The following is a 26,172-nucleotide window of genomic DNA, read 5'->3' as shown; positions in this document are numbered from 1 at the left end:
GCACCTGGACGGCCTCGGGGTGCGGGGCCCTGGAGCGGAACGCGCCCGCAGGGGCGCCGTCCCGTGTGCCCACCCGTCCCGCCCCAGCGGGACGATTGCCCACACGGGGGGGGAGGGCGGGGCGTGCCCACCCGGGGGGGGCGCGGGGGTGCCCGCCGCGCGCTCTAGCGCAACGGCGGGGGGTCCGCCGCGCGCTCTAGCGCAACGCGTCGGCGACTTCCCTCGCCGCGTCCACAACCCGCGGCCCCACCCGCTCCGGCACCGCGTCCGCGAGCATCACGACGCCCACGCTGCCCTCTATGCCCGTCACCCCGACCAGCGGAGCCGCCGCACCGCTCGCGCCCGCCTCCAGCTCCCCGTGGGTGAGCGTGAAGCCGGGCTCGATCAGGCTTCCCTGCCGGGCCGCGAGGATCGCGCGGCCCGCCGCGCCCCGGTCCAGCGGATGCCGGAAACCGGCCCGGTAGGCCACGTGGTAGTCGGTCCAGGTCGGTTCGACGACCGCGACCGCCAGCGCCTCCGCCCCGTCCACGAGGGTGAGGTGGGCGGTGGCGCCTATGTCCTCGGCGAGCGAACGCAGCGCGGGCAGCGCGGCCTCGCGTACCAGCGGATGGACCTGGCGGCCCAGCCGCAGCACGCCGAGGCCGACCCGGGCACGACCGCCCAGGTCCCGTCGTACGAGCGCGTGCTGTTCGAGTGTGGCGAGCAGACGGTAGACGACGGTCCTGTTGACACCGAGTTTGTTGGACAACTCGGTGACGGTCAGGCCGTGGTCGGTGTCGGCGAGCAGCTTGAGGACCCTGAGGCCCCGGTCGAGCGTCTGGGAGGTTTCCGCGGTCACGACGCCCTCTCCTTCGGAGTGAGTGACGGCGGACCTTCAAACGAGAGCAGCGACGCCGGTCCCGCGGCGACGCACGTCAGAGGCCGCCGGCAGGCCATGCGCACCGGCTGCGCTCCGCGGCGGCGCTGCCACGGGGCGTTTGCATTGCGGGGGACAGTAGCGAGCCACTCCGCTCAGCGGAAGACCTCGTCCAGAATCCGGGCGCGAGCGACCGGATACGGCCGCTTCGAGGCGTAAGTCGGCCGGTCCGGGGAGTTCGCCGGACAAGATCGGCTTTGTCGGGTGCCCGAAACGAGCAGGCCCGTACGCACTCCTCGCGTACGGACCCAGAGCCGTCCGGACTCACCGCATCCGGACGTATCGCACCCGGACGCATGGCCTCCGGACTCACCGCGTCCCGGACGCACGGCATCCGGACTCACCGCACCCGAGCTACCGCACCCGGACTCACCGCACCCGCGCTACCGCATCCGCGTAGCCCACTCCTGCACCTTCTTGATCCGCTCGCGGATCTGGCCGGCCGTCGCCTCGGCGCTCGGCGGACCGCCGCACACCCGCCGCAGCTCGGTGTGGATGACGCCGTGCGGCTTGCCGCTCTGGTGGACGTACGCGCCGACCATGGTGTTGAGCTGCTTCCGCAGCTCGAGCAGCTCCTTGTGCGAAACGACAGGCCGCCGCTCGGCCGGGAGTTCCAGCAGATCCGCCTCGGTGTCCGGCCTCTTGCGGCTGTGCGCGATCTGCCGGGCCTGCCGCTTCTGGAGCAGCAGCTGCACCTGGTCGGGCTCGAGGAGCCCGGGGATGCCGAGGTAGTCCTGCTCCTCCTCGCTGCCCGGGTGGGCCTGCATGCCGAACTCGGCGCCGTCGTAGAGCACCCGGTCGAAGACGGCGTCGGACTCCAGCGCCTCGAAGGGCAGCATGTCCTGCTCGCCGGTGTCCTCGTCCTGCTGCTTCTCGGCCTCCGCCAGCTCCTTCTCGGACTCGGCGTACGGGTCCTCCTCGCCGTCCTTCTTCGGCTTGTCGAGCACGTGGTCGCGCTCGACCTCCATCTCGTTGGCGAAGCCGAGGAGGTTGGGGATGGTGGGAAGGAACACGGACGCGGTCTCGCCGCGCCTGCGTGAACGTACGAAACGTCCGACGGCCTGCGCGAAGAAGAGAGGGGTCGAAATCGTCGTCGCATAGACCCCCACGGCGAGGCGGGGGACGTCGACGCCCTCGGACACCATGCGGACGGCGACCATCCAGCGGTCGTTGTTCTCGCTGAACTCGTCGATCCGCTTGGAGGCGGCGGCCTCGTCGGAGAGGACGACCGTGGCCTTGGTACCGGTGATCTCGCGGATCAGCTTGGCGTACGCGCGGGCGGAGTCCTGGTCGGAGGCGATGACCAGCCCGCCGGCGTCGGGGATGCCCTTTCTGACCTCGGTCAGACGCTGGTCGGCGGCGCGCAGGACGTTCGGCATCCAGTCGCCGCGGGGGTCGAGCGCGGTGCGCCACGCCTGCGAGATGGCGTCCTTGGTCATGGGCTCGCCGAGGCGGGCGGCGATCTCGTCACCGGCCTTGGTGCGCCAGCGCATGTTGCCGCTGTAGCTGAGGAAGATGACGGGCCGCACGACGCCGTCGCCGAGGGCGTTCCCGTAGCCGTACGTATAGTCCGCCGACGACCGGCGGATGCCGTCGTTCCCTTCTTCGTACGTGACGAAGGGGATCGGGTTCGTGTCGGAACGGAAGGGCGTACCGGTCAGGGCGAGGCGGCGGGTCGCCGGATCGAAGGCCTCCAGACAGGCCTCGCCCCAGGACTTGGAGTCGCCGGCGTGGTGGATCTCGTCGAGGATGACGAGGGTCTTGCGCTGCTCGCAGCGGTTGCGGTGGAGCATGGGCCGTACGCCGACACCGGCGTAGGTGATGGCGACGCCCTGGTACTCCTTGCTGAGCGGCCCGGCGCTGTAGTCGGGGTCGAGCTTGATCCCTATCCGCGCGGCGGCGGCGGCCCACTGCTTCTTCAGGTGCTCGGTGGGAGCGACGACCGTCACCTGCTGCACGACGTGATGGTGCAGCAGCCAGGACGCGAGCGTCAGCGCGAAGGTGGTCTTTCCGGCGCCGGGCGTCGCGACCGCGAGGAAGTCACGGGGCTGCTCCTGGATGTACTTCTCCATGGCGCCCTGCTGCCAGGCACGCAGCTTGTTGGCGGTACCCCAGGGGGCCCGGCCGGGGAAGGCGGGAGAGAGGTGATGGGAGGAGGTGGCGGTGGTAGTCACGGTCTCCGGTTCGACGCTCGTCCAGGTATGACAACCGGGCCACCCTACCGGCGGCCCGGCCGGAACCTCCTACGAACGCCCCGGGGTCCGCCCGGGTGCGATTCAGCTCACGTCGCCTCGTGCAGGCCTCGCAGCCGTCGCGCGATCAGGGTGACGTCCTCCAGCTCGCCGGAGGCCACCTCGATGACCAGCTTGTACGCCTCGTCCTGGTCGACGTCGACCATCTCCGAGCCGTTGAGGTCGAGGAAGACGACCGTGCACATCCACGCCATGCGCTTGTTGCCGTCCACCAATGGATGATTCACGGCGAGCGACTGGAGCAGCGAGGCAGCCTTCTCGAAGAGATCGCTGTACGCCTCGATCCCGTACATCTGCGACTGGGGGCGGTGCACCGCCGACTTGAGCAGGCCGAGATCACGCACGGCGATCTTCTGCCCGGCGCAGGCGAGATCCGCCAGTTCGAGGACCTCCTCGGCTGTCAGGTACTTCACCTACTCCCCCAGCCGCTTCAGCAGGTCGGCATGGCGCAGCGCGTACTTGGCGCCGAGCTTGCGAACGGCCTCCCGGTCGACCTCCTGCTCCAGATAGCGGTCGATCGCCTGAAGCACGATGGCGTGCATGCTGCGACCCTCCTCCTCAGCGCGGAGCTTGAGGGCCTCTTGCTGGTCGTCGCGGAGACGCAGGTTCATAGCCATACCATCACGGTACCGCTTATGGGGCCACGGTGATACTACTTCCGGCGCTCGCCCAACCGTGTAGCGACCCATGCCCCCACCGCCGCCACCCCCGCCATCGGCAGGAACACGGCCGCGAACGCCCCGGGGTGAGCGCCCTCGGCGGAGGCGGCCGCATGCCCCACCGCTCCCCCGCCCAGCGCCGCGAACGCCGCACCCCCCGCCGCAAGCAGCAGCACGTTCGAGAGGCCGTCCGAGATCTGCAGGGCCGCCGAGTTCGCGCCCGCCTCCTCCGGCGCCGAGAGCTTCAGGAGCAGGACGCTCGTCGAGGCGATCACCATGCCCATACCGAGGCACCCGAACCCCCACGCCACCGCGACCAGCCACACCGGCACCGAAGCGATCAGCACGCTCGGCGCCGTGGCGATCGCCGCCGCGACCAGCACCATGCCGAGCACCACGAGCCGCTCCCGGTACGGCTCCGTCCACGGCCGCGACTGGATCCAGGAGCCGAGCGCCCACGTCGCACCGCCGGCCGCGAGCGACATGCCCGCGAGCGTGGGGCTCAGGCCCCGCTGGGTGACCAGCATCAGCGGAACAAACGATTCAGCGGCGATGAACGACCCCGCCGCGATCCCCCGCAGCAGCACCACGGACGGCAGCCCACGCGCCGCGCGGTACGTCCCGCGCGGCAGCAGCCCCCGCGCGGCCGGGACCAGCAGCGCCGCGCCCACCGCCGCGGGCAACAGCGAGAGCCAGCGCAGCTCCTGGCCCGCGTACTGCAGCAGCCCCGCCCCGGCCGAGATGCCGAGCGCGAGCCGGATCCGCCGCCGGTCGTACGGCGGGAGCGGTGCGGCCGGGTCGGCGGACCCGGACGCGGTACGGCGGATCGCCGGAAGGGCGAGGGCCAGCGGGAAGACGACGAGGACGGGGATCCCGAGGAAGACCCAGCGCCATCCCAGCTGCTCGGTGATCGTCCCGGCGGCGAGCGGCCCGATCACCGAGGGCACGACCCAACTGGCAGCGAAGGCGGCCATGATCGCCGGTCGCAGCGTCTCGGAGTACGCCCGGCTGACCACGACGTACAGCGCCACGATCACCAGCCCTCCGCCCAGCCCCTGCACGGCCCGGCCGAGGATGAACAGCCACATCGTGCCGGCGGTCCCGGAGAGCACCAGGCCGGCCGCGAAGGCGGAGATGCCGACGGTGAGCGGAGCGAGGGGCCCGCCGCGGTCGGACCACTGCCCGGACAGGACCATGGCGAAGAGGCTGGTGGTGAAGTACGCGGAGAAGGCGAACGCGTACAGCGGAATCCCGTGGAGCTCCCGCGCCGCGACCGGCATGGCCGTCCCGACGGCGGTCGCCTCGAAGGCGATCAGCAGGACGACGGAGACGATGCCGATACTGAGCGCCCGGTGGTCCCGGTCGAGCACGGATCCGCCGCCCGAGGGGGCGGCGGTCATCGGTGCGACGCCGGCATCGGCATCGGCGTCGCGGGGTTCGAGGGCACTCATGGTCCCCAGAGTAAGGGTCGTAACACCAAATGGCCCCTGTCCGGGGTCGGGTCCGCGCTGCTCCTTTGGTCGTACGACCGACCGGCAGACCGGCCGGCAGACCCGTCGGCCCACCCGCCGCCCACCGCCCGCCACCCACCCCCCACCGCCCGACCGTGAACGCCGTATGGCAGTCGTATTGCACGCCGCCCGAAACCCTTGAGCCCCGCCGATCGCCCGCCCTACGGTCGTACTCGTGCACAACACGACCGTGTGCCCGAGTGGTTGAGGGGCTCGCCTGCAAAGCGAGTTACGTCGGTTCGATTCCGATCACGGTCTCTGGATCCGTCTCCATGGGATCTTCACAAGATCACACCGCGCATGTCAGAGTCCGCCCATGACTGATACAGGCACGAGACGCAGATTGGGCGCACTCGTCGGAGTCGGCATCTCCGGGGCTGCGCTGCCGGGCGTGACGCTGGGCGCGGAAACCGCGGACGTGATCCTCTCCGTTCTGATCGCGGGCATCGTGGTCGGCCTCCTCACACAGCTCATCTACATCGGCCCCTCCGCCCCGGTCCCGCCCCTGCCCCTGCTGGCCTTCGCCGCCGCCGGGTTCGTCCAGGACTCACTGATCTGGTGGCTGCTGTCCTGGCTGGGCGGCGAGATCGGCCCGTGGCGGGTGGAGGGGTTCGGCACGATCCTCCTCGCGGCCCTCATCACGCGCGTCTCGATCCTCGCGCTGTCCCTGATCGGCGCGTCGCGCCCGGCCGAGGACCCGGTCGCGGACTGACGTCGAACTGGCGGCGGACCGACGGCCTGCGACCTCCCCCGCCCCCCTTGAGTAGGCTCCTGTTGCTCCAGCAACCGCTGGGGCCGCAGGGGTTGCCGACAGGGGGGTTCACACGTGGAACGGCCGCGCCCGAACGACGAGTCCGCGCGACGGATCGGCCCGTACCGTCTGATCACCCGCCTGGACCCGCCCCGCACACTCGCGCCCTGCCGCCGTTTCGTCGCCCGCAGCGCGGACGGCGACCGTACGGTGCTGCTCTCCGCGCCCCTGGCGGGCGCCGACGCCTCGCGCTTCCTGACGGAGGCACAGGCGGGGCAGCGGCTTCTGGGCCCGTGGATCGCCCCGATCACGGAGGTGTCGGCCACGGGCTCCCCGTTCCACGCGACGCCGTACGTCCCCTCCCTCCCGCTCCCCGTCGCCCTCGCCGTGCACGGCGGGCCGTTGCCGGAGGAAACGGTCCGGGTGATCGGTGTCGCCCTCGCCGAGACGCTGGCCGCCGCACACGCACAGGGCGTCACGCACGCGGGCGTGTCCCCCGCCGCCGTCCTGCTCACCGCCGACGGGCCGCGTCTGACGTGCTTCGGCGCGGTACGGGCGGCGGAGGGCCGGCTTTCGGACCTGGACGCCGGCGCGCTCGCACCCGAGCAGGCGACGGGCGGGCTGCCGCGGCCGCCGGGTGATGTGTACGCGCTCGGCACGGTCGTCTCGTACGCCGCCACCGGCCACACGGTCCCCGAGCGCTCCGAACTCCCGCCCGCGCTACGTCAGTCGATCTCCTCCTGCCTGACCCGCGATCCCGCGAACCGCCCCACCGCGGCGGAGGTCCTGGCCGCGCACGCGCCGCCCACCCCGCACCAGACCGTCCTCAATTCGGCGGGGTCGCTGCTGACCCCCGGCTGGCTGCCCGGTCGGGTCGTCGCGGCGCTCGCCCGCCAGTCGTCCGAGATCCTCTCCGCCGAACTGCCCTGGAACTGAGACGAACCGAGACGATGCTGTCACCGCTCACCCACGCCGACCCGGCGGCCATCGCCACGTACCGTCTGCTCGCCCGCCTGGGCTCCGGCGGCATGGGCACGGTCTATCTGGCCCGCACCCCCGGCGGCCGTACGGTCGCCCTGAAGACCATGCACGCCCGCCTCGCCTCCGAGGCCGACTTCCGTACCCGCTTCCGGCTGGAGACGGACGCGGCACGGATCATCGGCGCCCGGCACGGAGCGGCCGTCGTCGACGCGGACCCGCTGGCCGAAACCCCGTGGCTGGCCACCGAGTACGTCCTCGGCCCGCCGCTCGACGACGCGGTGTCGCTGTGCGGACGGCTTCCCGAACCGACGGTCCGCGCGCTCGGCGCCGCCCTCGCGGGAGCCCTGGCGCAACTCCACTCCTCGGACGTCGTCCACCGCGACCTCAAGCCCTCCAACGTCCTCGTCACCGCCTACGGCCCGAAGATCATCGACTTCGGCATCGCCCGCGCGGCCGGCGACGACCGCCTGACGAGCACGGGCGCGGCGGCAGGCACCCCGGCGTTCATGTCCCCCGAACAGGCGGGCGGCCAGGAACACACCCCGGCCGGCGACGTCTTCGCCCTCGCGGGCGTCCTGGTCTTCGCGGCCACGGGCCACGGCCCCTTCGGCACGGGCGCCCCGGCGGACCTCCTCTACCGCGTCCGCTACGCCGAGCCCGACCTTACGGGCGTGCCCGAATCCCTGCTCCCCGTCCTGACGGCCTGCCTCTCCAAGGACCCCTCGACCCGCCCGACGACGACCGACCTGGCGGCCCACCTCCACGACGGCCGGGGCGAGTTCGCGGACCACCTCCCACCCCACCTCCTCACGGACATCGCCCACCGCGCGACACAGGTCTGGCTCCACCACCCCCACCGCCTCCCGGCCCCGGAGGACGACCCGTACGCCCCCACCTCCACCCCCGCCCGCCCCGCCCTCTCCCGCCGCAAGCTCCTTGCGACGGGAGGCGGTTCGCTGCTGGGGCTGGGCGGCGTGGGCGCTGGGGTGTGGGCGTGGCTGGCCCCTGACGGGGATCAGGACAAGGCGGACGCCAAGCCGAAGACCCCGGCCACGCCCACGAAGACTCCGGTCGAGGAGGTGGGTCCGCTGCGGACCGAGTGGACGAGCGACGCCGCCGGAGCTACGGGTTCCACCCCACCGATCGCGCGGGACTCGGTGGTCATGACCATGATCAAGGACGGGCTGCAAGCCTTCGAGTCCTCGGGCGAGTTGAAGTGGACGCGCAACGAACTGATCCACGACGACCAGGTCGTGGCGGGCGAGAAGAACGTCTACGGCCTGATCGCCGACGAGGTCAACGGGCTGACGATCTTCTCCGTCGACGCGAACAGCGGCGAGCGGGAACGGACCGTTGCCATGCTGGCCGACTTCAAGCACGCGTGGATCCCCGGCCTCTCCAAACTGCTGTACGCGAGCGACGACACGATCTATCTGGCGGTCGACCGCAAGAAGCCCGAGGCGACACCAGGCACGTACGACTGGTGCCTCATCGCTCTCGACACGGGCACCGGTAAGGAACGCTGGCGCGTCCCCATCAAGGAGTCCGAGCCCGGTCACGGCTTCAACGTGTACTTCGCGCGGGCGGTCGGCAACCGACTCCTCGTCGGCCAGGCCACGATCGACATGACCCTGACCGCGTACGACACCCGCTCCGGCAAGGTGCTGTGGCGCCGTGTCGTACCCGAGGCCTCGACGCCCTTCGTGCACATCCCCACCAGCGGATCCGAGGTGGCGGAGGACGGCATGCACATCTACGTCGGGGCCGAGTTCCTGTACGCGTTCCGATTGTCCGACGGGCACGAGATCTGGAAGTTCGGGCACAACCGCGACTACGGCGACCTGCGTTCGAGGGAGCGCCACTACGGCGCTCCCTTGGTGCGCGGCGGTCTGGTCTATGCCGTGGAAGGGACCCGTACCCTGGTGGCGGTGGACTCCCAGCGGGGCGAACTGGCCTGGCAGACCGACGTGACGGCGGGCGGCACACCCAGTCTCGAAGTGCCGCCCGTTGCCGGCGCCACCGTCCTCTGTCTCGGGAACGAACAGGGCGTCGGTGTCGTCGACCTGGCGGCGCACCGCTACGCGCAGACCTTGGCATCAGGGACCGTCCGGCTCACAGCCGCGGGGGATCGCTGGTTCTACGGCGTCGGGAACGAGAGCCTGAAGCACTTCGAGGCGCAGCGGAAGGACCAGTGACCGACCCCATGAACCCGCTCTCCACCGGCGACCCCCTCCGCCTCGGCCCGTATCGCCTCCTCGGCGTCCTCGGCGAAGGCGGCATGGGCAAGGTCTACTTCGGCCAGGACTCCGCCGGCCGCACCGCCGCGGTCAAGGTTCTACGCCCCGAACTCGCCCACGACCACCACCTCGCCCAGCGCTTCGTCCGCGAGGCCGAAATGGCCCGAGCGGTGACGAGCAAGGGGATCGCGCGCATCTTGGGCGCCCAGACAGAGGGCGGACGGCCCTGGATCGCCGCCGAATTCCTCGCCGGCCCGACCCTCGCCGAGGCCATCCGTACGTACGGACCGATGGACGAGCCCACCGTCCGCGCCCTGGCCCACTTCCTCTCCCGCACGCTCCACGACATCCACGCGGCGGGTCTCGTCCACCGGGACCTCAAGCCGGGCAACATCGTGCTGACGTCGTCGGGCCCGCGCGTCATCGACTTCGGCATCGCCCGCCCAGAGCACGGCCTGACGCTGACGACGACAGGACAGATCCCGGTCACTCCCGGGTACGGAGCCCCGGAGCAGGTCCTCGGTCAACGCGTCGGCCCGCCGTCGGACGTCTTCTCGCTGGGTGCCGTCCTCGTGTACGCGGCGAGCGGCCGACGCGCATTCGACGCAACGCATGTGGCGGCAGTGCAGTACGAGGTGGTACACGGCACCCCTGACCTGAGCCAGGTCCCGCCGGACCTGCAGACGCTGATCGGCCCCTGCCTCACGAAGGACCCGGCACTGCGACCCCTACCGGCGCAGATCACCGCTGCCTTCACCCTGCCCAAGGGCGCCGACCGGGCCTGGCGCAAGGGCCCGCTCGCCGAGGACATCAAGCGGCGCGAGAACAGCGCCGCGCACACCACGTCGGGGTCCGTCACGGCGGTGTCGGCGGCAGCGCCGGCTCGTCGCCGCTTCCTGACGGCGCTCGTCACGGGGGGTGCGGTCCTCGCCGTCGGCGGGGGTGTCGCGGCGTTCGCACAGAAGGACGCCTGAGGACTACGAGGGCGCGGTGCGCCGCCGCTCGGCCACCAGGAGCGGCGTCCCGACGGCGACACAGAGCAGCCCGGCGGCCGACACCCCGAGCGCGATCCAGAAGCCGGGGCTGTGGCCGCCATCCGTGGATGCGGCGACGTCGACCGCGGCCTCCGACGGCGTCGGGGCAGGCGGCACGGCGGAAGTGGACGGCGCGGGTGGGGGCGTGGGCGACGCGTCACGGAGATCGGGCATCGGGAACTCGTCGGCCTTGCCCGGGTCGCCCGGGGTCTTGAGGGCGCGCAAGGGCCGGAGGGCACCGTAACCGAGGTAGTCGTTGCGCACCTCGCCTCCCTCCGGTCCGTTGATCGTGTTCAGCAGAGCGCGCAGCACCTGGTTGCGCGTCCAGTCCGGGTGTTCGGCCCACACGAGGGCGGCAGTCGCAGCCGCGAGGGCCGTTGCGACGTGGGGGCCCTTGGACGTACACAGCCCCGTCCCGCCCGAGCACGCGCTGATGATCTCGGTCCCCGGGCTGACCACGTCCAGCTCCGGTCCGACGGCAGTCTGCTTGACCCGCTTGAGCTTCTTGTCGATCGCTCCGACGCCGACGACTCCGGGAAGCGTCGCCGGGTACTCGACCGACGGCTCGTCGGTGTAGTCGGCGGACCCGACGGACGCGAAGATCAGCTTCCCTTTCGAAAGGGCGTAGCGCACTGCGTCGTCGACTTCGACGGATCCTTCGGTCGTGGGGAGGGAGATGGAGATGGAGATGATCTTCGCCGGTGAGTCCGCGGCGTATCGGAGGGCCGGCGCAAGGCCCTCGGCGACGGCGTCGACCTGGTCCGCGAGGCTTCCCTTGCCCGTGTAGCCGTCCGTGATGTTCAGCGGCATGACCTTGGCCCCGGGGGCCAGCCCGAACGCACTCTCCACTCCCCCGGGCCCCTTGCCCGTCCCTGCGATCACCGAAGCCGGAATCGTCCCCAGGGTCTTGTCCTTGGCGGTGTCGGCACCCGGGAAGTCCTTGCCCCCGACCAGCCGCCCCGCGAGTTCGGGGACCGCCTTCACCCCCGTGTCGATGAGCGCCACGGTCACGCCCTCGCCCTTGCTGAGGCCCCAGATCTGCTCGGCATTCATCGCGGTGAGATGCCACTGCCGGGAGCGAATGGTCTCGGCGTGGGCGGGCGTCGCCGCGATCGCGAGCAGGGCGAAGCCGAGGATCCCGGCGGCCCATCGCAGCGCCCCACCGCGGCCGCTCCGACTGTCCCGCCCCTGATTCCTGTCGGACGCCATGCTCTCCCCGTAACCGCTCATCGCCTCGTCCCCGTTCGCCGTACGCCGTCCCTGGTCGACGGAGACGACTTGATCGTATGCGGTCACCGCACATGCGCGGCAGACACCCTGTTCGACCGCCGCGCGGCTGGTAATTGGCCTGTGCCCACAGATTCGTCACGCGCGAGACACCCCCGTACGGCCCCGGTCCGCGTGAATGCGGACCAGTTCAATGTCGGGAGGCCGATCACAGCCGTGTGGATGCCCCGTGCCTCGAAACTGCCGCCTTCTCGGTCAAGGGCTCAGGACGGGCGGCACGGAGACGGAGTCCCGGCACCCGAGGAATGCGCGCGTGTTGGCAACAAGAGCCGAGAGCAGACGCCCCGACAATGCGCCGCCGTCCTCGCTCAGCCCGTCGTCCAGCACCGCCATCTCCAACGGGAGTTGTTCGCTCTGACCGGCGGCAGTACCAGGCAACGTGCACGGGACGACGGCTGCGAGGCCAGGGGTACGAGCGAGCCGCTGCACGTACACGTCGTCTGCGGCCTTGCGCCATTCCGCGCTGTGCTCACCCTTGGACACCGACTGCATGGTGAGCTGTGACCATTTCACCGAGCCGACAACGGACCATCGGTTCTCCTCACCGGCGGCCCTCATCAGGCAGAGATCGTAGGCGGCACGGCTGAAATCGTCGCTCTCGGGCTTCCATTCCTGCGCCGTCTTCAGCAAGAGACCCTTGATCCTGTCCGGGGCCTTGCTCTCCGCGCGAACGTTCCCCCCGAGCTCAGCGCGGACGGATTCCACATTCTCGGCCCCGAGGACTCTGCCACAGCTGTCCAGCGCCGCCTTTGTCGCCGCCTCCCTATCCCCATCGCCGGACCCACCACCAGAACAGGCCACCGCTGTGAGAGCGACGACGCCGAGAAGCGTGATCTGGCCGTACCGTCGCCGGACATTCGGCATGCTCACGTGGAACTTCCTCTTGCCGTTCTAACTGTGTTTCAGCGCCGGCTCCGGCGCGAGGCCGCCGTCACCGGCGCAGTCCAACTCCTTGGCCACCGCTCGAGCCGAGGAGTGCAGGACGCCGGCATTGGCGTCCTGCAGGGCTCCCACCTCGCCCTTGGGCGCCCGTGAGAGTTCCACCGAGGCGAGGATGTATGCGGGTGCCTGCTCGGATCCGCTCAGCCGACTGCTCTCACACGAGAACCACACGTACGCCCGCTTGGTACCGACCGAGGCTCGGATCCCCATCTCGTACCGCTCCAACGACGCCGCGATCTTGCCGTCGCCCTTCGCCTCTTCTGCATCGGAGAGACGGAACTCGATCCGGACGTCGGCGGGACCAGCGCCGAGATTCTTCTCCGTCGAGATCGAGCAGAGCGGGACGGGATCCCTCTTGTGGGACGGCGTGCTCAGCGGCGCCCAGTTGGCGATCAGCCCGTCGGCCGTAGCGCTCGGGTTCTCGGCAGCGTCCGTCGGATGCAGTTCGGACGTGCCCGTCAACATCGACAGAGCCGAGCGGGCCGCGGGCGTGACGGCGCCCCCGCAGAGTCCGGCCTCGGAACTCGTCGCCTGCGGCGAGGCGCTGTCTCGCGCCTCCTTTTCGTCATTCGTGCCACCGCACCCCACGGCGCCGGCGACAAGTACGGACAACACCGCGGCGAAGGCCGCCCTACGACGCTCTTTCACCTGAGTCACCCTGTCACCCGGTCTCGGGATCCTGTCCCTGCTGCTCTTCCTTGGAGTTTCCATTGCCGTAGCCGCCGTTGGCCGACTCCTTCAAGTCCTGTCCGAAGTCGCTGTCGGGCGCGACCTGGTGCCGCTGCATGAAGTCCCTCATCGCCGCCTTCGAGTTGTCCTCGCCCGCGGTGTAGATGTTCGACTTCTGCTCCCGGATCTGGTCCTCGACCTCGTCCTTGTGCTCCTCCTGCTTGGCATCGGACCAGTCACCGATGAACTGACCGGACAGCTGCTCCAGCGCACCACTGCCTGTGTCCACGGCAAGCGGTACGAGAATGGCCGCGGCTCCCGCCGCGGCGGCCGTCGCCGGCAGGAACGCCACACCCGCGCCGATGGCGGCGGCCGCCCCGAACTCCATCCACCCCGCGCGAGCCTCCAGGGCCTCGTTGTATTCCTCGTCCTTCTTGAGAGTCTCCGCGGTGACCTGATCGGCCCGCGACTGGTCCAGGATGCCCTGCACCTCGGCACCCGTGTAGATCGCGGAGCGGGCGTGGCCGGTGTCGATCTTTCCGTTGGCGTCGACGGCGTGGGCGTCCAGCATGCCGTTGGTGTAGACGCGCTCGGCCGTCGCGATCGTCGCGTAGGAATCGGCGTGCTGTCCGAGCGTGCTCAGGAAGTCCAGTGCGCCGTCGCGACCGAACACCGCGTGGTTCTTGGCGTCGCGAGCCTCCGGGTACTTCGCGGAATTCGCGTTCTCCGGCGCGTACATGCTCTTGGGATCGTTCTCGTTGAGCGCCCAGTTGAGGTCGTCGATATAGCCCGCGCCCATGGTGCCGAGGCTGTCGGCCATCGACTCCTGTTTCTTGAGCAGGCCGGGGTCCGTCCCGTACTTCTCGACGACCTTCTCCATGATCTCCACTGTCGTCTCGTCCTTGACGAGCTTCGGAGACGGATCGTCCCAGGCGTGGCCGAGTGTGGCCGCCTCGAGCGCGTGGCCCAGCGCGTCGGGCATGTAGGCCACGGACTTCTTTGCGTCGTCGGGGTGGTGGCCGTCGATGTCCGGGAAGAACTCGTACTTCTCGTTACCGAAGAAGTCGAGATAGTTGTCGATCCGGTTGCCGTCCTTGTCCTTGCCAAGGTTCAGCTCGCCGCCGGGAGACCCGTCCTTGTTGTACGAAGTGGGGTCGGCGGAGAAGAATTGCTTCGCGGCCTCCGGGCTGTGCCCGAGCGCTTCCAGCATCGGCACCATGGGGTCGTAGCCGGCTCCGTTGACCCCGGACGGGTTGAACGGGTTCTTCTGCCATCCGCCGATCGCCTTGTTGTCGGCGAAGGTGTATGGGTCCTTGGCGTGCAACTGTGCCACGTGCTCGGCGATGGGCACGAGAAACTTCTCGTTGTAGTTGCCGTACCGCATGATGCCGCCGAGCAACTGATAGCCGAACGGCCCGTTGTAGTCGTTCTTGGCCAGCGGGATGCGCTCGGTGCCGAGCTTGCGCATCTCGGTGGACCAGTTCTCGGTCCACTTGTCGCCGCCCTGCGTAGCCGCGGCGAGGTTGAGACCGAGGTTGCGCTGGAGCTCCTGCACATCGGCGAGACGCTGCTTGTCGAGCTCGGCGTACTCGTACGTGTCCGTCGAGAGCTGGCCGAAGAACTCCAAGGCACCCTTGGGCCCGAGACCGTCATAGAAGGTTCGGGAGAACTGCTTGGAGGAGCTGTTGTCCTTGAGCAGCTCGTTCAGCCGCTCGAGCTCCTCATGGGAGATGTCCCGGCCCTTCTTGGCCAGGTCGAGGGCGCGCTGCGCCTCCTCGGCATCCAGGCTGCCGTACTTCGGCGCGCTGAAGTTGTGCTTGTCGCCGGTGATGTTGGCCTTCAGCGCGTTGGAGCAGGCCACGTCGGCGTCGTCGCACGTCTCGACGATCGCGTCGATCCTCTTCTGCATCGCGTCGATGGCCGCGCGCTGCTTGCGCAACGCCTCGGGGTAGTCCGGGTCATGACGGGCTGCGTTGTCCTTCTCCAGCGGGTACGAAGCCTCGACCCTGCCGTCCGGCTTGACGACCAGGTGCTGTGCGGGAGCCTCGGTGTCGAAGATCTTCTTGAGGTCGTCCTTCGCCTTCTTGAAGGCGTTGTAGCCGTCCTCGAGAACCTTGTGGATGCCGTCGGCGGCCTTCGCCGCGTCCTCGAACTCCTTCGCCGTCTTGTCCACGAAGGGCTTCGTGACCTCGGCGTTCACACCCCGCCAGTAGTCGTCCTTGGCCTTGGCGGCCATGGTCGTACGGGCATCCTCGGCGAGCTTGTCCAGCTTGCCCTTCATCTCTGACCAGTTGTCGGCCGCAGCCTTCATCTTGTCGAGCGGTGCCTGATACACGTTGTCGAAGGTCAGCACAGCTGCTCCCCGCCCTACTTCAGATACTCGTTGATCTTGGACGCGGCGAGGGCCGCCTGGATGTCGGCTTCTTCCTTGGCGTGCGAGGCGGCGCTGTAGTCGAGGTGATTGGAGATGTTGGCGCAGGCGTCCAACAGGGTGCTCAGCTGGGAACTCCACGTCTCCTGAACGGTCGCCATCGCGGCCCCGGTACGGAAGCCGCTGGTGGACATCCCGGTCGCCGCCTCCGTGGTGTTGGTCCGGGCGTGGTTCCCGTCCTTCACGAGCCGGCCGTGCAGGGCGTAGGCAGCGCTGCCGATGGCGCCGAGCTTGTCCTGATTGACGCTCAGATCGGCGGTGCTACTGCCTCCACCGGGATCGGCGGGCACCTGGTTGAGCCGCATGCTGACGGCGCTGGTCGAGTTGCTCCGGACCGAGGCCCATTCGTTCTCGAACGACATGATCTCCCCCGTAGTGGATGAGACTTCTTCGGCTTCCGCTCAGCAGGGGCCCTCGTGGAGGTCATCCGCAGACGGAAGGGGTGCCTGAACCGCGGGTGGCCGGCCCGGGCGGTGGGCAACGCAGCCGATGACCATCGAAGGTGGCTGCGCTGCCCGTCAAGAGCGAACGGTCAGCTCCGTCGGGACCGCATGACCGGAACGGCGACCGCTGCACCGATCAGGACGGCGGCGCCGACGCCGAGGCCGATCCAGAGGCCGGTGTTACTGCCGCTGTCCTCCGCGGCCACCGGTGCGGGCGCGGGCGCAGGCGCGCCGGACTGCTCGCCGGCCTTGGACGGAGCGGCCGAGGGCGACGTCGTCTCGGCGACCGCGAGGTCCGGGATGGGACGGACATCGGCGGGGCCGGGGTCGCCGGGAGTCTTCAGGGCGCGGAGGGGGCGGATGGCGCCGTAGCCGATGTAGTCGTTGCGCTTCTCGCCGCCACCAGGGGGGTTGATGGTGTTGAGCATGACCTTGAGGACCTGGTGGTTGGTCCAGTCGGGATGCTTGGACCAGATAAGGGCAGCGGAAGCAGAGGCGAGGGCGGTGGCGGCGCTCGTACCGTGGGAGTCGCACAAGTTGGTGTCATTCCGGCAAGCATGAATGATCTTGTCGCCGGGAGCCACGATGTCTACTTGGGACCCGTACTGGGATTCCTTCGTACGGTCCAGACTCTTGTCAATGGCCCCCACCCCGACGACGCCCGGCGTGGCGCCCGGGTATTCGACTGTGTTGCCCTTGTCCCCGCTGTTGCCGACGGAAGCGAAGACAAGGGCACCCTTGTCCAGGGCGTACTTCACCGCATCGGTGAGCTGCTGCGAACCCGACTCCGCTCCCTGGGAGATGTTGACGACCTTGGCACCGGAGTCGACCGCATACCGAATGGCCTCGGACGCTGCTCTGTTGAGCTGTTCGTCCGCTTCCTTCATGCTCTTGTTCGTGTCCGGCCTGGGGACTCGAAGGGGCATGATCTTCACACCCGGCGCGAGACCGAACGCGCCGTCTCCCCCGCCGCTCTGGCCGGTGCCGGCGATGATTCCCGCCATACCCGTTCCGTGCCCTGTGGAGTCGGTGAACTGGTTGCCAGGCTCATTGGGGGCGAAGTCTTTGCCCCCCAACACCTGTCCGAGCAGGTCCGGGTTGTTCTTGTCCACACCACGGTCGATGACTGCCACCGTGACGCCCTTGCCGGTGGTGATGTTCCAGATCTTCTCGGCACTCATGATGTCGAGGTGCCACTGCCGGGAGCGGATCGTCTCCGCGTGCGCAGGCACAGAAGCGATGCCCACCAGCAGCATCCCCAGAGCGGCCGAAGCGACTGCCCGTCCGCGGCCCGAACGAATACTGCTGGTACGCATCTACTTCCTCTGGCTACTCAGTCGATGACAGGCGGCGCGATTCGACGACCGCCCTGCTGCCAGGTCTCCTCGTCCTCGACGAGGTAGTCCGGCCGCTCTCCATTGCTGTCCTCGCGGCGCGAGCCCGCACCGTGCGTGCCGGCGGGCATGACCCCGCCACGGCCCAGCGGAGCCGACCCGGAGCCGGCACCACCCTGCGCGCCGCCCCGAACGAGCCCCGAACCTCCCGGGGTGAACGGACGCGCACTCACCGCACCGGGCTGCTGCGGACGGCCACCGACGACGCCACCGGTCTCGACCGCGAGACGGCGGCCACCGCTGATGCCGTTCTGGCCACCGAGGCCATGCCCCCCGCCGCCCATGTGGCCCGTGCCGCCCATGGGCGTACGGCCGGTGCCCGTGCCGGACTCGGTACCGATCACCGGGCTGCGCGGGATACCGGTCGTCGGCCTACCCGTCGTGGGAGTCACGGCGCGGCCGCCGGAGATGCCGTCACGCGGCATACCGGTGCCGCCCAGAGGACCAGGGTTCACGAGGCCCGTCCGGCCATTGGGACCCACGGGGGCACGTGTGCCAGGGGGCGGCGTGGTGCTGGTTCCCCCGCTCACGGGGGGCGTGCCCAGGGTGGGAGGAACCACGAGCGGAGGTGTCAGCCCAGTGTCCGGCCTGCCAAGAACCGGAGGCGTGCCCGGTGTCGGCGGCGTCGTGGTCGTCGGCGGAGGCAGCGTGTTCACATGGTCGATGCCGAGGTCCACGGGGACCTCAGGCCGGACCACGCGGACGGGGCCCGTCTTGTCACCGGAGGGAGGGACCACACCCACATCGGGGGTCCTTCTGCTGTCCTCGGAACGGCTCGTATTAGTTGTTGTGTTGTAGTCCGTCGTGCGATCGCCGCTGTCGACAGTGGTGCGTGACGTCTGGGCGCTGTCACCACGGTCCTGCTCCACCGGCGGCGGCTTGTACTCACTCGGCGGCGGCGGGAACGTCGGCACCTTGGCGCCGTTCTCCATCTGGTACTGGGACCACGAATACGACTGCGACAGCTTCTCCATCTCGGCTGCCGCCGCCTGTCGGTTCGCCTCTTCCTTCGCCGCGATGACCTCGGGCTTCTCGCTCTCCGCCATCTGCGACTGGGCGTTCCGCGCGATGGTCTGCGAGTCGGGATCGTTGCGGTACGTCTTGGCGGCCTCGAGGTTCTCCTTGGCCTGCGCGTGGGAGGTGTAGCGCGGAATCGCGCTCTGTGCCGTGGCGATCGCGTTGGCAGCCTCGGTCATCCACTTCGCGGCGTTGTCGCTGTAGTCCGCGAGACTGAACGTGGAGCTGGAGAGGTTGGCCCCCCATTCCACCAGCGCGTCGGGGGTCTCCCCCTTCCAGTTCACGCGCTCCGGGCGGAACTTCAGCTGCTGCGCGATTTCACGCATCTCGGCAGCGGCGAGGGAAAGCTTGCCGGCCGCCTCTCGCACGTAGAAGCTGCTGGCCGCGTCCACCCACGCCAACATGTCCTGGTGAGACATGGAACGGAAGTTCGTTCCGCCTCCACCACCGTTGTCGTTGATCTCCATGTGTCGCCTCTTCCCCGTGTCCCCGAAGTCCTCGTATGCCGCGCTACTCGCCGAGCGTGTTGTCGCTGAAGGTCGGACCGGGCTTGGGCTGCGCGGGGTCCTGCGTCGTCGACTGCGGTCCCGACTCGCCCTTCGCCTCGCGCTCCGCCTGCTCCTTGGCTGCCTGTGTGCGCTGGATGATGCTCGCCATGCGCCGCCGGTTCTCCTCGTCCACCTGGGAGAAGCCCTGGCTGGCCGCGATCACCGCGATGCCCATGCCCTCCAGGCAGTCGCCCAGCAGACCCGACAGCTTCTTCAGCTCGGAAATCACGTTCCCGTACGCCGTGAAGATGCTCGACGCCTCGATCCAGGCGCCCCCGCCGCCACCGAACTGCGTGCGAGCCACCGGTTCCGCAGCCACGTTCTTCGAGCCGGCCGGAGACTCGTTGAGGTTGCTGATCAGGGTGTCGATCCTGGTCTTGAAGTCATCAATGGACTCGTAGTCGTAAAGTGCAGACGCCAAGGCAGGATTGACCGCCCGCAGTGACCGCTCGCTCCCCGACATCGGTTCCTTGGCAGTCGCCATCCGTATCGGCCCTCCCCCGTTGAATCAACAGACCTGTCCAAGTCTATGAGTTCACTGTACCGAGGAAGACTGACACCGCGCACCTCTCGGTTGCACAAGCAACGCGAATCACATGGTTACGAATTGGGCACGCCCACCGCCGCCTGCGGCCTGATCGGGAGGCGGTTGACGGGGCGTCCGGTTGCTGCGCGTACTGCTGAAGCCACTGCCGCCGGGGCGGTGACCACCGGGATCGCGCTGGCTGCCTTCGCGCCGAAGGGGGCCACCACGTCGCGTTCCTCGACGAGTTTCACGATGCGAATGTCCGGGGCGTCCAAGGATGTCGGGAGTGCGTAGCCCGTCAGGTCCGGGTGGCGGACCAGGCCGCGGGCCGTGCGGAGGTTCTCCGTGAGGGCCGCGCCGACGCCCTGGGTGATGCCCGCCTCGATGCGGGTGGCCAGTTGGGCCGGGTTGAGGATGCGGCCGACGTCCTGGGCGACGGCCATCTCCACCACGCGGATCGCGCCCAGTTCGATGTCCACGTCCACCACCGCGCGGATCGCGCAGAACGCGAGGCCCACGAAGGCGTCGCCCTGGCCCGACTCGTCGAGGGGCTCGGTGGGGTGGGGGCGGCACTGGGCCGTGGCCCAGAGTTCCTTGCCGTCCATGGCCTCTGTGACCGTGGTGGACAGCACGCCGTCGTACGACGTGATCTTGCCGTCGGTGATCTGCAGCAGCTCCGTCGACATCCCGAACTTGTGGGCCAGGGGCTGGAGCAGCTGCGTGCGGACCATCTTGGCCGCGCGCTCCACCGCACCGCCCGACACCCACGTGTGCCGGCCGTGCGTCGCCGGGCCCGCCGGCGGCTGGTCCGTGTCGACCGAGGCGACGTGGACCTCCTCCAGGCCCAGCGTCTCCTGGACGATCTGGCGAGCCAGGGTCGAGAAACCCGAACCCGTGTCGACGGCCGAGCAGATGACCGTGGCGATGCCGTCCTGGACCCGTACCGTCGCCGTCGAGACCTCGTCCGCGCCCTCCGCGCCGAGCATGTGGACCATGCCGAGTGCGTAGCCGACGCCCCGCCGTACCGCGCCCGGCTCGCCCGCGCCCTCCGGGCCGCCGGGGAGCAGCCAGTCCTCCTCAGGGGTGTCCATCGGCAGGGAAGGGAGCGGGAAGTCCCGTACGGCGGAAAGGAGTTCGGCCACCGGCGCGGGACAGGTCACCGTCTGGCCCGTCGGGAGAATGTCGCCCGTCGCCAGGACGTTGCGCAGCCGCAGCTCGGCCGGGTCGACGGCCAGCTTCGCCGCCAGCTTGTCCATCTGCGCCTCGTACGCCGCGCACACCTGCATCGCGCCCTCGCCCCGCACATGGCCGGACGGCGGGTTGTTCGTACGGACCACCCAGCCCTCGATGAAGGCGTGCGGAACGACGTACGGGCCACAGGCGAAGGCCACGGCCGCGGCCAGGGACTCCGAGGACGCGTCGGCGTACGCGCCCGCGTCCAGCAGGATCTGTGCCTCGACCTTCACCAGCCGGCCCTCCGCGTCCGCGTGATGGCGGTAGCGCAGCAGCGTGGGGTGGCGGTGGGCGTGGCCGAGGAAGGACTCCTCGCGCGTAGCGGCCAGTTTGACCGGGCAGCCGGTACGCAGCGCCAGGAGGCCCAGGGGAATGTGGAAGCCCGGGTCCTCACGGTCGCCCGTCGCCCCCGGGACGCCCGTCACGACCACCTTGACCTGGTCGGGCGAGAGGCCGAAGCAGGCCGCCGCCAGGTCCCGGTCCGTGTGCGGGTCGGTCGAGGCCGTGTAGATCTCGACCCCGCCGTCCGGGCGTGGCACGGCGAGGCCGGCCTCCGCGCCGATGGGGGCCGGGTCCTGTCGGCCGATCCGGTACAGCCCCTCGACCACGACCTCGCCCGTCGCCTCCGCGTCGCCGAAGCGGAGCGGGATGTGGCGGATCAGGTTCCCGTCCGGGTGGAGCGGCTCGGCGGCGAAGGCCTTCTCCGGGTCCGTGACCGGCTCGAGGACCTCGTACTCGACGGCGATCGCGGCCGCCGCGAGTCGGGCCGTGTCCGGGTGGTCGGCGGCCACGGCGGCGATGGCCTCGCCGTGGTGGCGGACCAGTTCGGCGGCGAACACCGGACGGTCGGCGACGGTCCTGCCGTACGTCGCCTCCCCCGGCACGTCGGCGTGCGTGACCACGGCCCGTACGCCGGGCATGTCGGCCGCGGCCGTCGTGTCGATGGAGAGGATCCGGGCGTGCGGGTGCGGCGAGCGCAGGATCGCGGCCCACAGCAGGCCCTCGGCCCACAGGTCGGAGGCGTACGGGAACGTGCCCTCGGTCTTGGCCCGTGTGTCGGCCGGCGGGAGCGACGTGCCCAGGCCGTGGGCGACCGGCTCCTGCTCGACGGCGTCGAGCGCCGTGGGGGTGGGGGTGGCGGTGGTCGCGTCGCTGCTCACGCCATGCCTCCGTCGTGCGGGTGGGGGATCTGGTGCGGGATGCGCGCTTCGTCGGCGTGGTCCGCGGCCGCGCTCGCCGCGCGCTCGGCGACGACCTCCCGGACGGCGTCGAGGACGCCCCGGTAGCCCGAGCAACGGCACAGGTTGCCGCAGAGCGCCTGGCGGGTCTCCAGCTCGGTCGGGGCGTGGTTGCCCTCGAGCAGGTCGTGCACGGTCATGGCCATGCCCGGGACGCAGAAGCCGCACTGGACGGCTCCGCAGCGGGCGAGGGCGCGCTGCACGTCCGAGGGTTCGCCGTCGGTCGCGAGCCCCTCGACCGTACGCACCTCGCTCCCGGCGGCGGTCGCCGCGGGCACCAGGCAGGAGGCGACGAGCCGACCGTCGACCTGGACGTTGCACGCGCCGCACTCGCCCTGCGAGCAGCCGTCCTTGGCGCCGGCCAGGCCGAGCCGCTCGCGCAGCACGTAGAGCAGCGACTCGCCGATCCAGGAGTCCGTGACGGGGCGGTCGGCGCCGTTCACACGAAGGACGTACGAGGTGTGGGGGTGCTCGTCGCTGTCCGCGCTGTTGCCCGTGGAGAGCGCCGGCGGGGTGGCCTCCGCAGCGGCCTCGTGGGCGCCCTCAGCAGCCTCCTCGGGGGTCGGCAGGTGCTGGGAAGGATCCCCAGGGGCCTCAGCGGCCTCGGTGGCCTCAGAAGCCTCAGAGACCGCATCCACCGCCTCCGGCTCCTGAACCGCCCACGGCGCCGGCGCGCCGCCCGGCAGCGTCGCCGGTGCGCTGCTCGCGTACTGCGCCAGCATCGACGTCGTGAACTCGCCCGATTCGTCCGACGAGTCCGAAGCGACCGGAATCTTCCACTGGCCGGTCTCCGACGCCGCCTCGAAGCTCCACTGACCCGTCGCATGCGGATCGGGCTCCGCCACAAACTCGGGCTCCGCCACGAACTCGGACTCCCCCAGGAACTCGGGCTCCCCCAGGAACTCCGGCTCCTGCTCGGGCCGCGGCTGCGACGCCGGCTCGATCGCCTCCGCCGCCTGCGGCACCTGCACCACCCACGAACCGGTCGCCGCCGGATCCGTCGCCGCCGCGGGCGTCAGCGGGACGAGCGGAGTGATCATCGGCGGTACGTAGCCGTGGCCGGGCGCCTCCAGCGGGACGCCGTCCAGCATGAACTCGGGCGGCAGCTGTACGAAGGCGGTGGCATCGCCGTCGTACCCCTCGCTCTGCGGGATCGGCTCCCAGCCGCCCCCCTGCCCGTGGCCATGGTCTTCGTTGCTCACGACAGCGCCCTCCCCAGTGCACGTCGGGCCAGCGCGGCGACCGTGCGCCGCAGGTGCAGTACCGCCGGCGGCAGCTGCTCGTCGCCCGGCGGGTCCGGGATGCAGGCGGCGGCCACGTACTCGCCGAACGCCGTCAGCGCCTCCGGCGCGAGGCCCCGCTCGCCGTCCCAGTCCACCAGCGAGGCGATCCAGTGCTCCGCCTCCAGCGGGCGCAGCGGCATCGGCGCGATCGCGCCCACCGCGCAGCGCACCCCGCGTCTGGCCGGGTCGAGGACCACGGCGACGGAGGCCGTGGCGCGGGCCGGGCCCGTCCGGCCGGTGGCCTTGAGGAAGACCTGCGGGGCGTGCAGCAGGGGGACGCGGACGAACGCGACCAGCTCGGCGGGGGCCAGCAGGTCGCGGCCCGCGAGCAGGTGGGAGACGGGGATCTCGCGCGTACCGAGCGGGCCCATGACGACCAGGTCGGCCTCCAGGGCGGCCAGGACGGGCAGGGAGTCGCCCGTGGGCGCCGCGGTGACGATGTTGCCGCCGAGCGTGCCCGCGTTGCGGATCTGGGGCGGTCCGGCAGCACGGGAGGCGGCGGCGAGGGCGGGGATGAGGGCCGCGAAGTCGGGGCGGCCCATCCGGGAGTGCGTGAGGCCGGCGCCAAGGAGCGCGTGGCCGTCCTGGTACTGCCAGCCGCGGATCTCGTTGATCCGGCCGAGACCGACGAGCGCGGAGGGCCGGAGCTGGCCCTTGTTGACGGCGGCCATCAGGTCGGTGCCGCCCGCGACGGGCACGGCGGCGGGCATGGCGGTGAGCGCCGCCACGGCCTCGTCGAGCGAGGCGGGCAGCGTCACGGACTGCGCCGTCTGTGGTGCGTGCGTGGTCAACCCGCTGCCCCTTCCCGGTGTCCCCGGCGGTCCCCGACTGTCCCCGGCTGTGACGCCTGTGTGGCCGTACCGTACGTGCTCACAGCCCGGACGTGGCAACTCTGGCACATCTTCCGAGCCGTCCGACGCGAGGGTCCGCGAAGGACGGTTCCGTCCAGGACGTCCCACCGGGCACGGTAACTTCCGTTTTGCCGCTCTTGGGTGACACGGGGACGCGAGGTACCTCACACGTTCGGGGGCGCCCCCTCGATGGGGCGTCCCAGGACCCCGGGGCGCTGCTGCCACGGCAGCGGGCCGGTCGGCGGCCGGTAGCCGACGCCGAGGGCGTCGAGGCGCCGGTAGTGGGCGGCCATCCGTCGCTCGAAGTCCGCGAAGTCCCGTTCCGCGGGCGCGGGAAGGGCCGACCAGGCGACCTCCGCGAAGGCGGCGAGGCGCGGGAAGACCTGGTAGTCGACCCGATCGCGGTTCTCCATGACCTCGGTCCAGACGTTGGCCTGGGTTCCGAGGACGTGGGCGGCGGCCTCGGGGCTCAGGCCCGGCGGTACGGGTTCGAAGCGGTAGACGTCCTCCAGGGTCCGTACGTAGCCGATGGGCATCGGCTCGTCCTCGCCCGGCGCCTGACGGTGGTCCAGATACACCTGCTGCTCGGGGCACATGACGACGTCGTGGCCGGCCTCGGCCGCGGTGATCCCGCCCGCGTATCCGCGCCAGGAGGAGACGGCGGCGCCGGGCGCGAGGCCGCCCTCCAGGATCTCGTCCCAGCCGATGAGCCGGCGTCCGCGGTCGGCGAGCCAGCGGTCGAAGTGGCGGATGAACCAGGACTGCAGCTCGTTCTCGTCGGCGAGACCCAGCTCCCGGATACGGCCCTGGGCCGTCGGGGACTTCTGCCACTGGTCCTTGGGGCACTCGTCGCCGCCGACGTGCACGAAGGTGGACGGGAAGAGGTCGAGGACCTCCTCGAAGACGCCCTCGTAGAAGCGGAGGGTGGCGTCCGCGGGGGCGAGGACGTTCGGGTTGACGCCCCAGGTGTCCCAGACGGTGAGGGCGGTCGTGTCGACGACATCCGTGTTGCCGAGTTCGGGGTACGCGGCGATGGCCGCCTGCGAGTGACCCGGGATGTCGATCTCCGGGACGACGGTGATGTGCCGCTCGGCGGCGTAGGCGACGATCTCGCGGATGTCGTCCTGTGTGTAGAAGCCGCCGTGCGGGGTCTCGTTCCACAGCGGCGACGCCCGGTGCCCCCCCTTCGTGCGCGCCCGCCAGGCGCCGATCTCGGTGAGCCGGGGGTGGCGCTTGATCTCGATGCGCCAGCCCTGGTCGTCGGTGAGGTGGAAGTGGAAGACGTTGAGCTTGTGGGCGGCGAGGAGGTCGAGCTGGCGCAGGACGTCGTCCTTGGGCATGAAGTGCCGCGAGACATCGAGCATGAGCCCGCGCCAGCGGAAGCGGGGGCTGTCGGTGACGGTGAGGCGGGGAAGGTCCCAGGCGTGTCGCCCGTGCGCCACGGGTGCCTTGCGGTACGCGTCCGGGCCGAGCAGCTGACGGAGCGTCTGGAGGCCCCAGAAGACGCCTGCCGCGCTACCGCCCTCCACGAGAACGGCGACGTCGGCGTCGACGGAGCCGTCGGTCGAGAGGCGGTATCCCTCCGGGCCGTACGCCTCCTCGACCTCGGAGCTGACACGCAGCCGGATCCCGCGCGGACCGCCGCCGCCCGGCGCGAACGGGAGCGCGGTGGCGGCGCCGAGCGCCCCCCGCAGCCAGCGCGCCACGCCCTCGGTGCCGGGGCCCGCGTCGACGGTGGTGTGCTCGTCCAGCGAGAGGCGGTCGGGAGCGGCCCCGCGCGTCTCGACCCTGCCGGGTGCGGGAATCAGCGGCTCGTGCTGATCGGCGTGGTCGTCACGGCCGCCGAGGTCGTCACGGCCGTCGTGGTCGTCACGGCCGCGGTCGTCGTCACGGCCGCGGTCGTCGTGGTGGACGTGGTCGCCATGCATGGCATCGGCCTTTCGGAAGCGGATGTCGCGGGGCACGGGGC

At 70.5% G+C, this 26,172-nt stretch carries 20 protein-coding genes, 1 tRNA gene and 1 pseudogene; 5 read left to right on the top strand and 17 right to left on the bottom strand.

Going from position 1 to position 26,172, the window contains the following annotated elements; genetic code table 11:
• Positions 1-196: 196 nt before the first annotated feature.
• From ABZ939_RS31730 to ABZ939_RS31710, 5 genes are all read right to left on the bottom strand, one after another.
• Positions 197-838 carry a helix-turn-helix domain-containing protein gene (locus ABZ939_RS31730; protein WP_361862844.1) on the bottom strand — a complete coding sequence of 214 codons (642 nt, stop codon included), beginning with the start codon at positions 836-838 and terminating at the stop codon, positions 197-199.
• Between the two features lie 461 nt (positions 839-1,299).
• Positions 1,300-3,090, bottom strand: coding sequence for a DEAD/DEAH box helicase (locus ABZ939_RS31725; RefSeq protein WP_361862841.1), 1,791 nt, complete (start codon positions 3,088-3,090; stop codon positions 1,300-1,302).
• Positions 3,091-3,197: 107 nt separating this feature from the next.
• Positions 3,198-3,581, bottom strand: coding sequence for a type II toxin-antitoxin system death-on-curing family toxin (locus ABZ939_RS31720; protein ID WP_361862838.1), 384 nt, complete (start codon positions 3,579-3,581; stop codon positions 3,198-3,200).
• Positions 3,582-3,779 (bottom strand): Arc family DNA-binding protein, encoded by a 198-nt coding sequence (locus tag ABZ939_RS31715; RefSeq protein WP_361862868.1) that lies wholly within the window; start codon positions 3,777-3,779, stop codon positions 3,582-3,584.
• Between the two features lie 41 nt (positions 3,780-3,820).
• Positions 3,821-5,278 (bottom strand): MFS transporter, encoded by a 1,458-nt coding sequence (locus ABZ939_RS31710; RefSeq protein ID WP_361862835.1) that lies wholly within the window; start codon positions 5,276-5,278, stop codon positions 3,821-3,823.
• Positions 5,279-5,524: 246 nt separating this feature from the next.
• Here ABZ939_RS31710 and ABZ939_RS31705 point away from each other — a divergent pair.
• The 5 genes and pseudogenes from ABZ939_RS31705 to ABZ939_RS31685 form a co-directional block, all read left to right on the top strand.
• A tRNA-Cys gene (locus ABZ939_RS31705) sits at positions 5,525-5,596 on the top strand.
• A 58-nt stretch (positions 5,597-5,654) separates the two neighbouring features.
• Positions 5,655-6,050, top strand: coding sequence for a hypothetical protein (locus ABZ939_RS31700; RefSeq protein WP_361862832.1), 396 nt, complete (start codon positions 5,655-5,657; stop codon positions 6,048-6,050).
• 114 nt (positions 6,051-6,164) lie between these two features.
• Entirely contained in the window at positions 6,165-7,025 is an 861-nt protein-coding gene (locus tag ABZ939_RS31695; RefSeq protein WP_361862829.1) for a serine/threonine protein kinase, read from the top strand.
• A 14-nt stretch (positions 7,026-7,039) separates the two neighbouring features.
• Positions 7,040-9,265 carry a serine/threonine-protein kinase gene (locus tag ABZ939_RS31690; protein WP_361862826.1) on the top strand — a complete coding sequence of 742 codons (2,226 nt, stop codon included), beginning with the start codon at positions 7,040-7,042 and terminating at the stop codon, positions 9,263-9,265.
• An 8-nt stretch (positions 9,266-9,273) separates the two neighbouring features.
• Positions 9,274-10,248 (top strand): annotated as a pseudogene (locus ABZ939_RS31685) (serine/threonine-protein kinase); the annotation flags it as partial.
• A 36-nt stretch (positions 10,249-10,284) separates the two neighbouring features.
• Here ABZ939_RS31685 and ABZ939_RS31680 read toward each other — a convergent pair.
• The 12 genes from ABZ939_RS31680 to ABZ939_RS31625 form a co-directional block, all read right to left on the bottom strand.
• Complete coding sequence (locus tag ABZ939_RS31680) at positions 10,285-11,637, bottom strand: S8 family serine peptidase (RefSeq protein ID WP_361862823.1); 1,353 nt, start codon at positions 11,635-11,637, stop codon at positions 10,285-10,287.
• Between the two features lie 186 nt (positions 11,638-11,823).
• Positions 11,824-12,498, bottom strand: a complete 675-nt coding sequence (locus ABZ939_RS31675) for a hypothetical protein (protein ID WP_361862820.1) — start codon at positions 12,496-12,498, stop codon at positions 11,824-11,826.
• Positions 12,499-12,519: 21 nt separating this feature from the next.
• Entirely contained in the window at positions 12,520-13,035 is a 516-nt protein-coding gene (locus ABZ939_RS31670; protein WP_361862817.1) for a hypothetical protein, read from the bottom strand.
• A gap of 196 nt (positions 13,036-13,231) precedes the next feature.
• Positions 13,232-15,592, bottom strand: coding sequence for a DUF6571 family protein (locus ABZ939_RS31665; RefSeq protein WP_361862814.1), 2,361 nt, complete (start codon positions 15,590-15,592; stop codon positions 13,232-13,234).
• Between the two features lie 14 nt (positions 15,593-15,606).
• Positions 15,607-16,032: a hypothetical protein gene (locus ABZ939_RS31660; protein ID WP_361862812.1), complete on the bottom strand. Its 426-nt coding sequence runs from the start codon at positions 16,030-16,032 to the stop codon at positions 15,607-15,609.
• Positions 16,033-16,202: 170 nt separating this feature from the next.
• Positions 16,203-17,429 (bottom strand): type VII secretion-associated serine protease mycosin, encoded by a 1,227-nt coding sequence (gene mycP, locus ABZ939_RS31655; RefSeq protein WP_361862809.1) that lies wholly within the window; start codon positions 17,427-17,429, stop codon positions 16,203-16,205.
• A 17-nt stretch (positions 17,430-17,446) separates the two neighbouring features.
• On the bottom strand, positions 17,447-18,991 hold the full coding sequence (locus ABZ939_RS31650) for a hypothetical protein (protein ID WP_361862806.1): 1,545 nt from the start codon (positions 18,989-18,991) through the stop codon (positions 17,447-17,449).
• A gap of 43 nt (positions 18,992-19,034) precedes the next feature.
• Complete coding sequence (locus ABZ939_RS31645) at positions 19,035-19,493, bottom strand: hypothetical protein (RefSeq protein WP_361862803.1); 459 nt, start codon at positions 19,491-19,493, stop codon at positions 19,035-19,037.
• A 179-nt stretch (positions 19,494-19,672) separates the two neighbouring features.
• Positions 19,673-21,991 (bottom strand): molybdopterin cofactor-binding domain-containing protein, encoded by a 2,319-nt coding sequence (locus ABZ939_RS31640; RefSeq protein WP_361862800.1) that lies wholly within the window; start codon positions 21,989-21,991, stop codon positions 19,673-19,675.
• Positions 21,988-23,271 carry a 2Fe-2S iron-sulfur cluster-binding protein gene (locus ABZ939_RS31635; protein WP_361862797.1) on the bottom strand — a complete coding sequence of 428 codons (1,284 nt, stop codon included), beginning with the start codon at positions 23,269-23,271 and terminating at the stop codon, positions 21,988-21,990. Before ABZ939_RS31635 ends, ABZ939_RS31640 begins: the two co-directional genes overlap by 4 nt.
• Positions 23,268-24,143, bottom strand: coding sequence for an FAD binding domain-containing protein (locus ABZ939_RS31630; RefSeq protein ID WP_361862794.1), 876 nt, complete (start codon positions 24,141-24,143; stop codon positions 23,268-23,270). Before ABZ939_RS31630 ends, ABZ939_RS31635 begins: the two co-directional genes overlap by 4 nt.
• A 224-nt stretch (positions 24,144-24,367) precedes the next feature.
• Positions 24,368-26,131, bottom strand: a complete 1,764-nt coding sequence (locus ABZ939_RS31625) for a beta-N-acetylhexosaminidase (protein ID WP_361862792.1) — start codon at positions 26,129-26,131, stop codon at positions 24,368-24,370.
• Between the last annotated feature and the right edge of the window lie 41 nt (positions 26,132-26,172).

It is taken from the genome of Streptomyces sp. NPDC046712 (assembly GCF_040645695.1).
Classification (GTDB): Bacteria; Actinomycetota; Actinomycetes; order Streptomycetales; family Streptomycetaceae; genus Streptomyces.
Note: the sequence above shows the minus strand (reverse complement) of the source record. Positions and strands in the feature narration are given on the sequence as shown.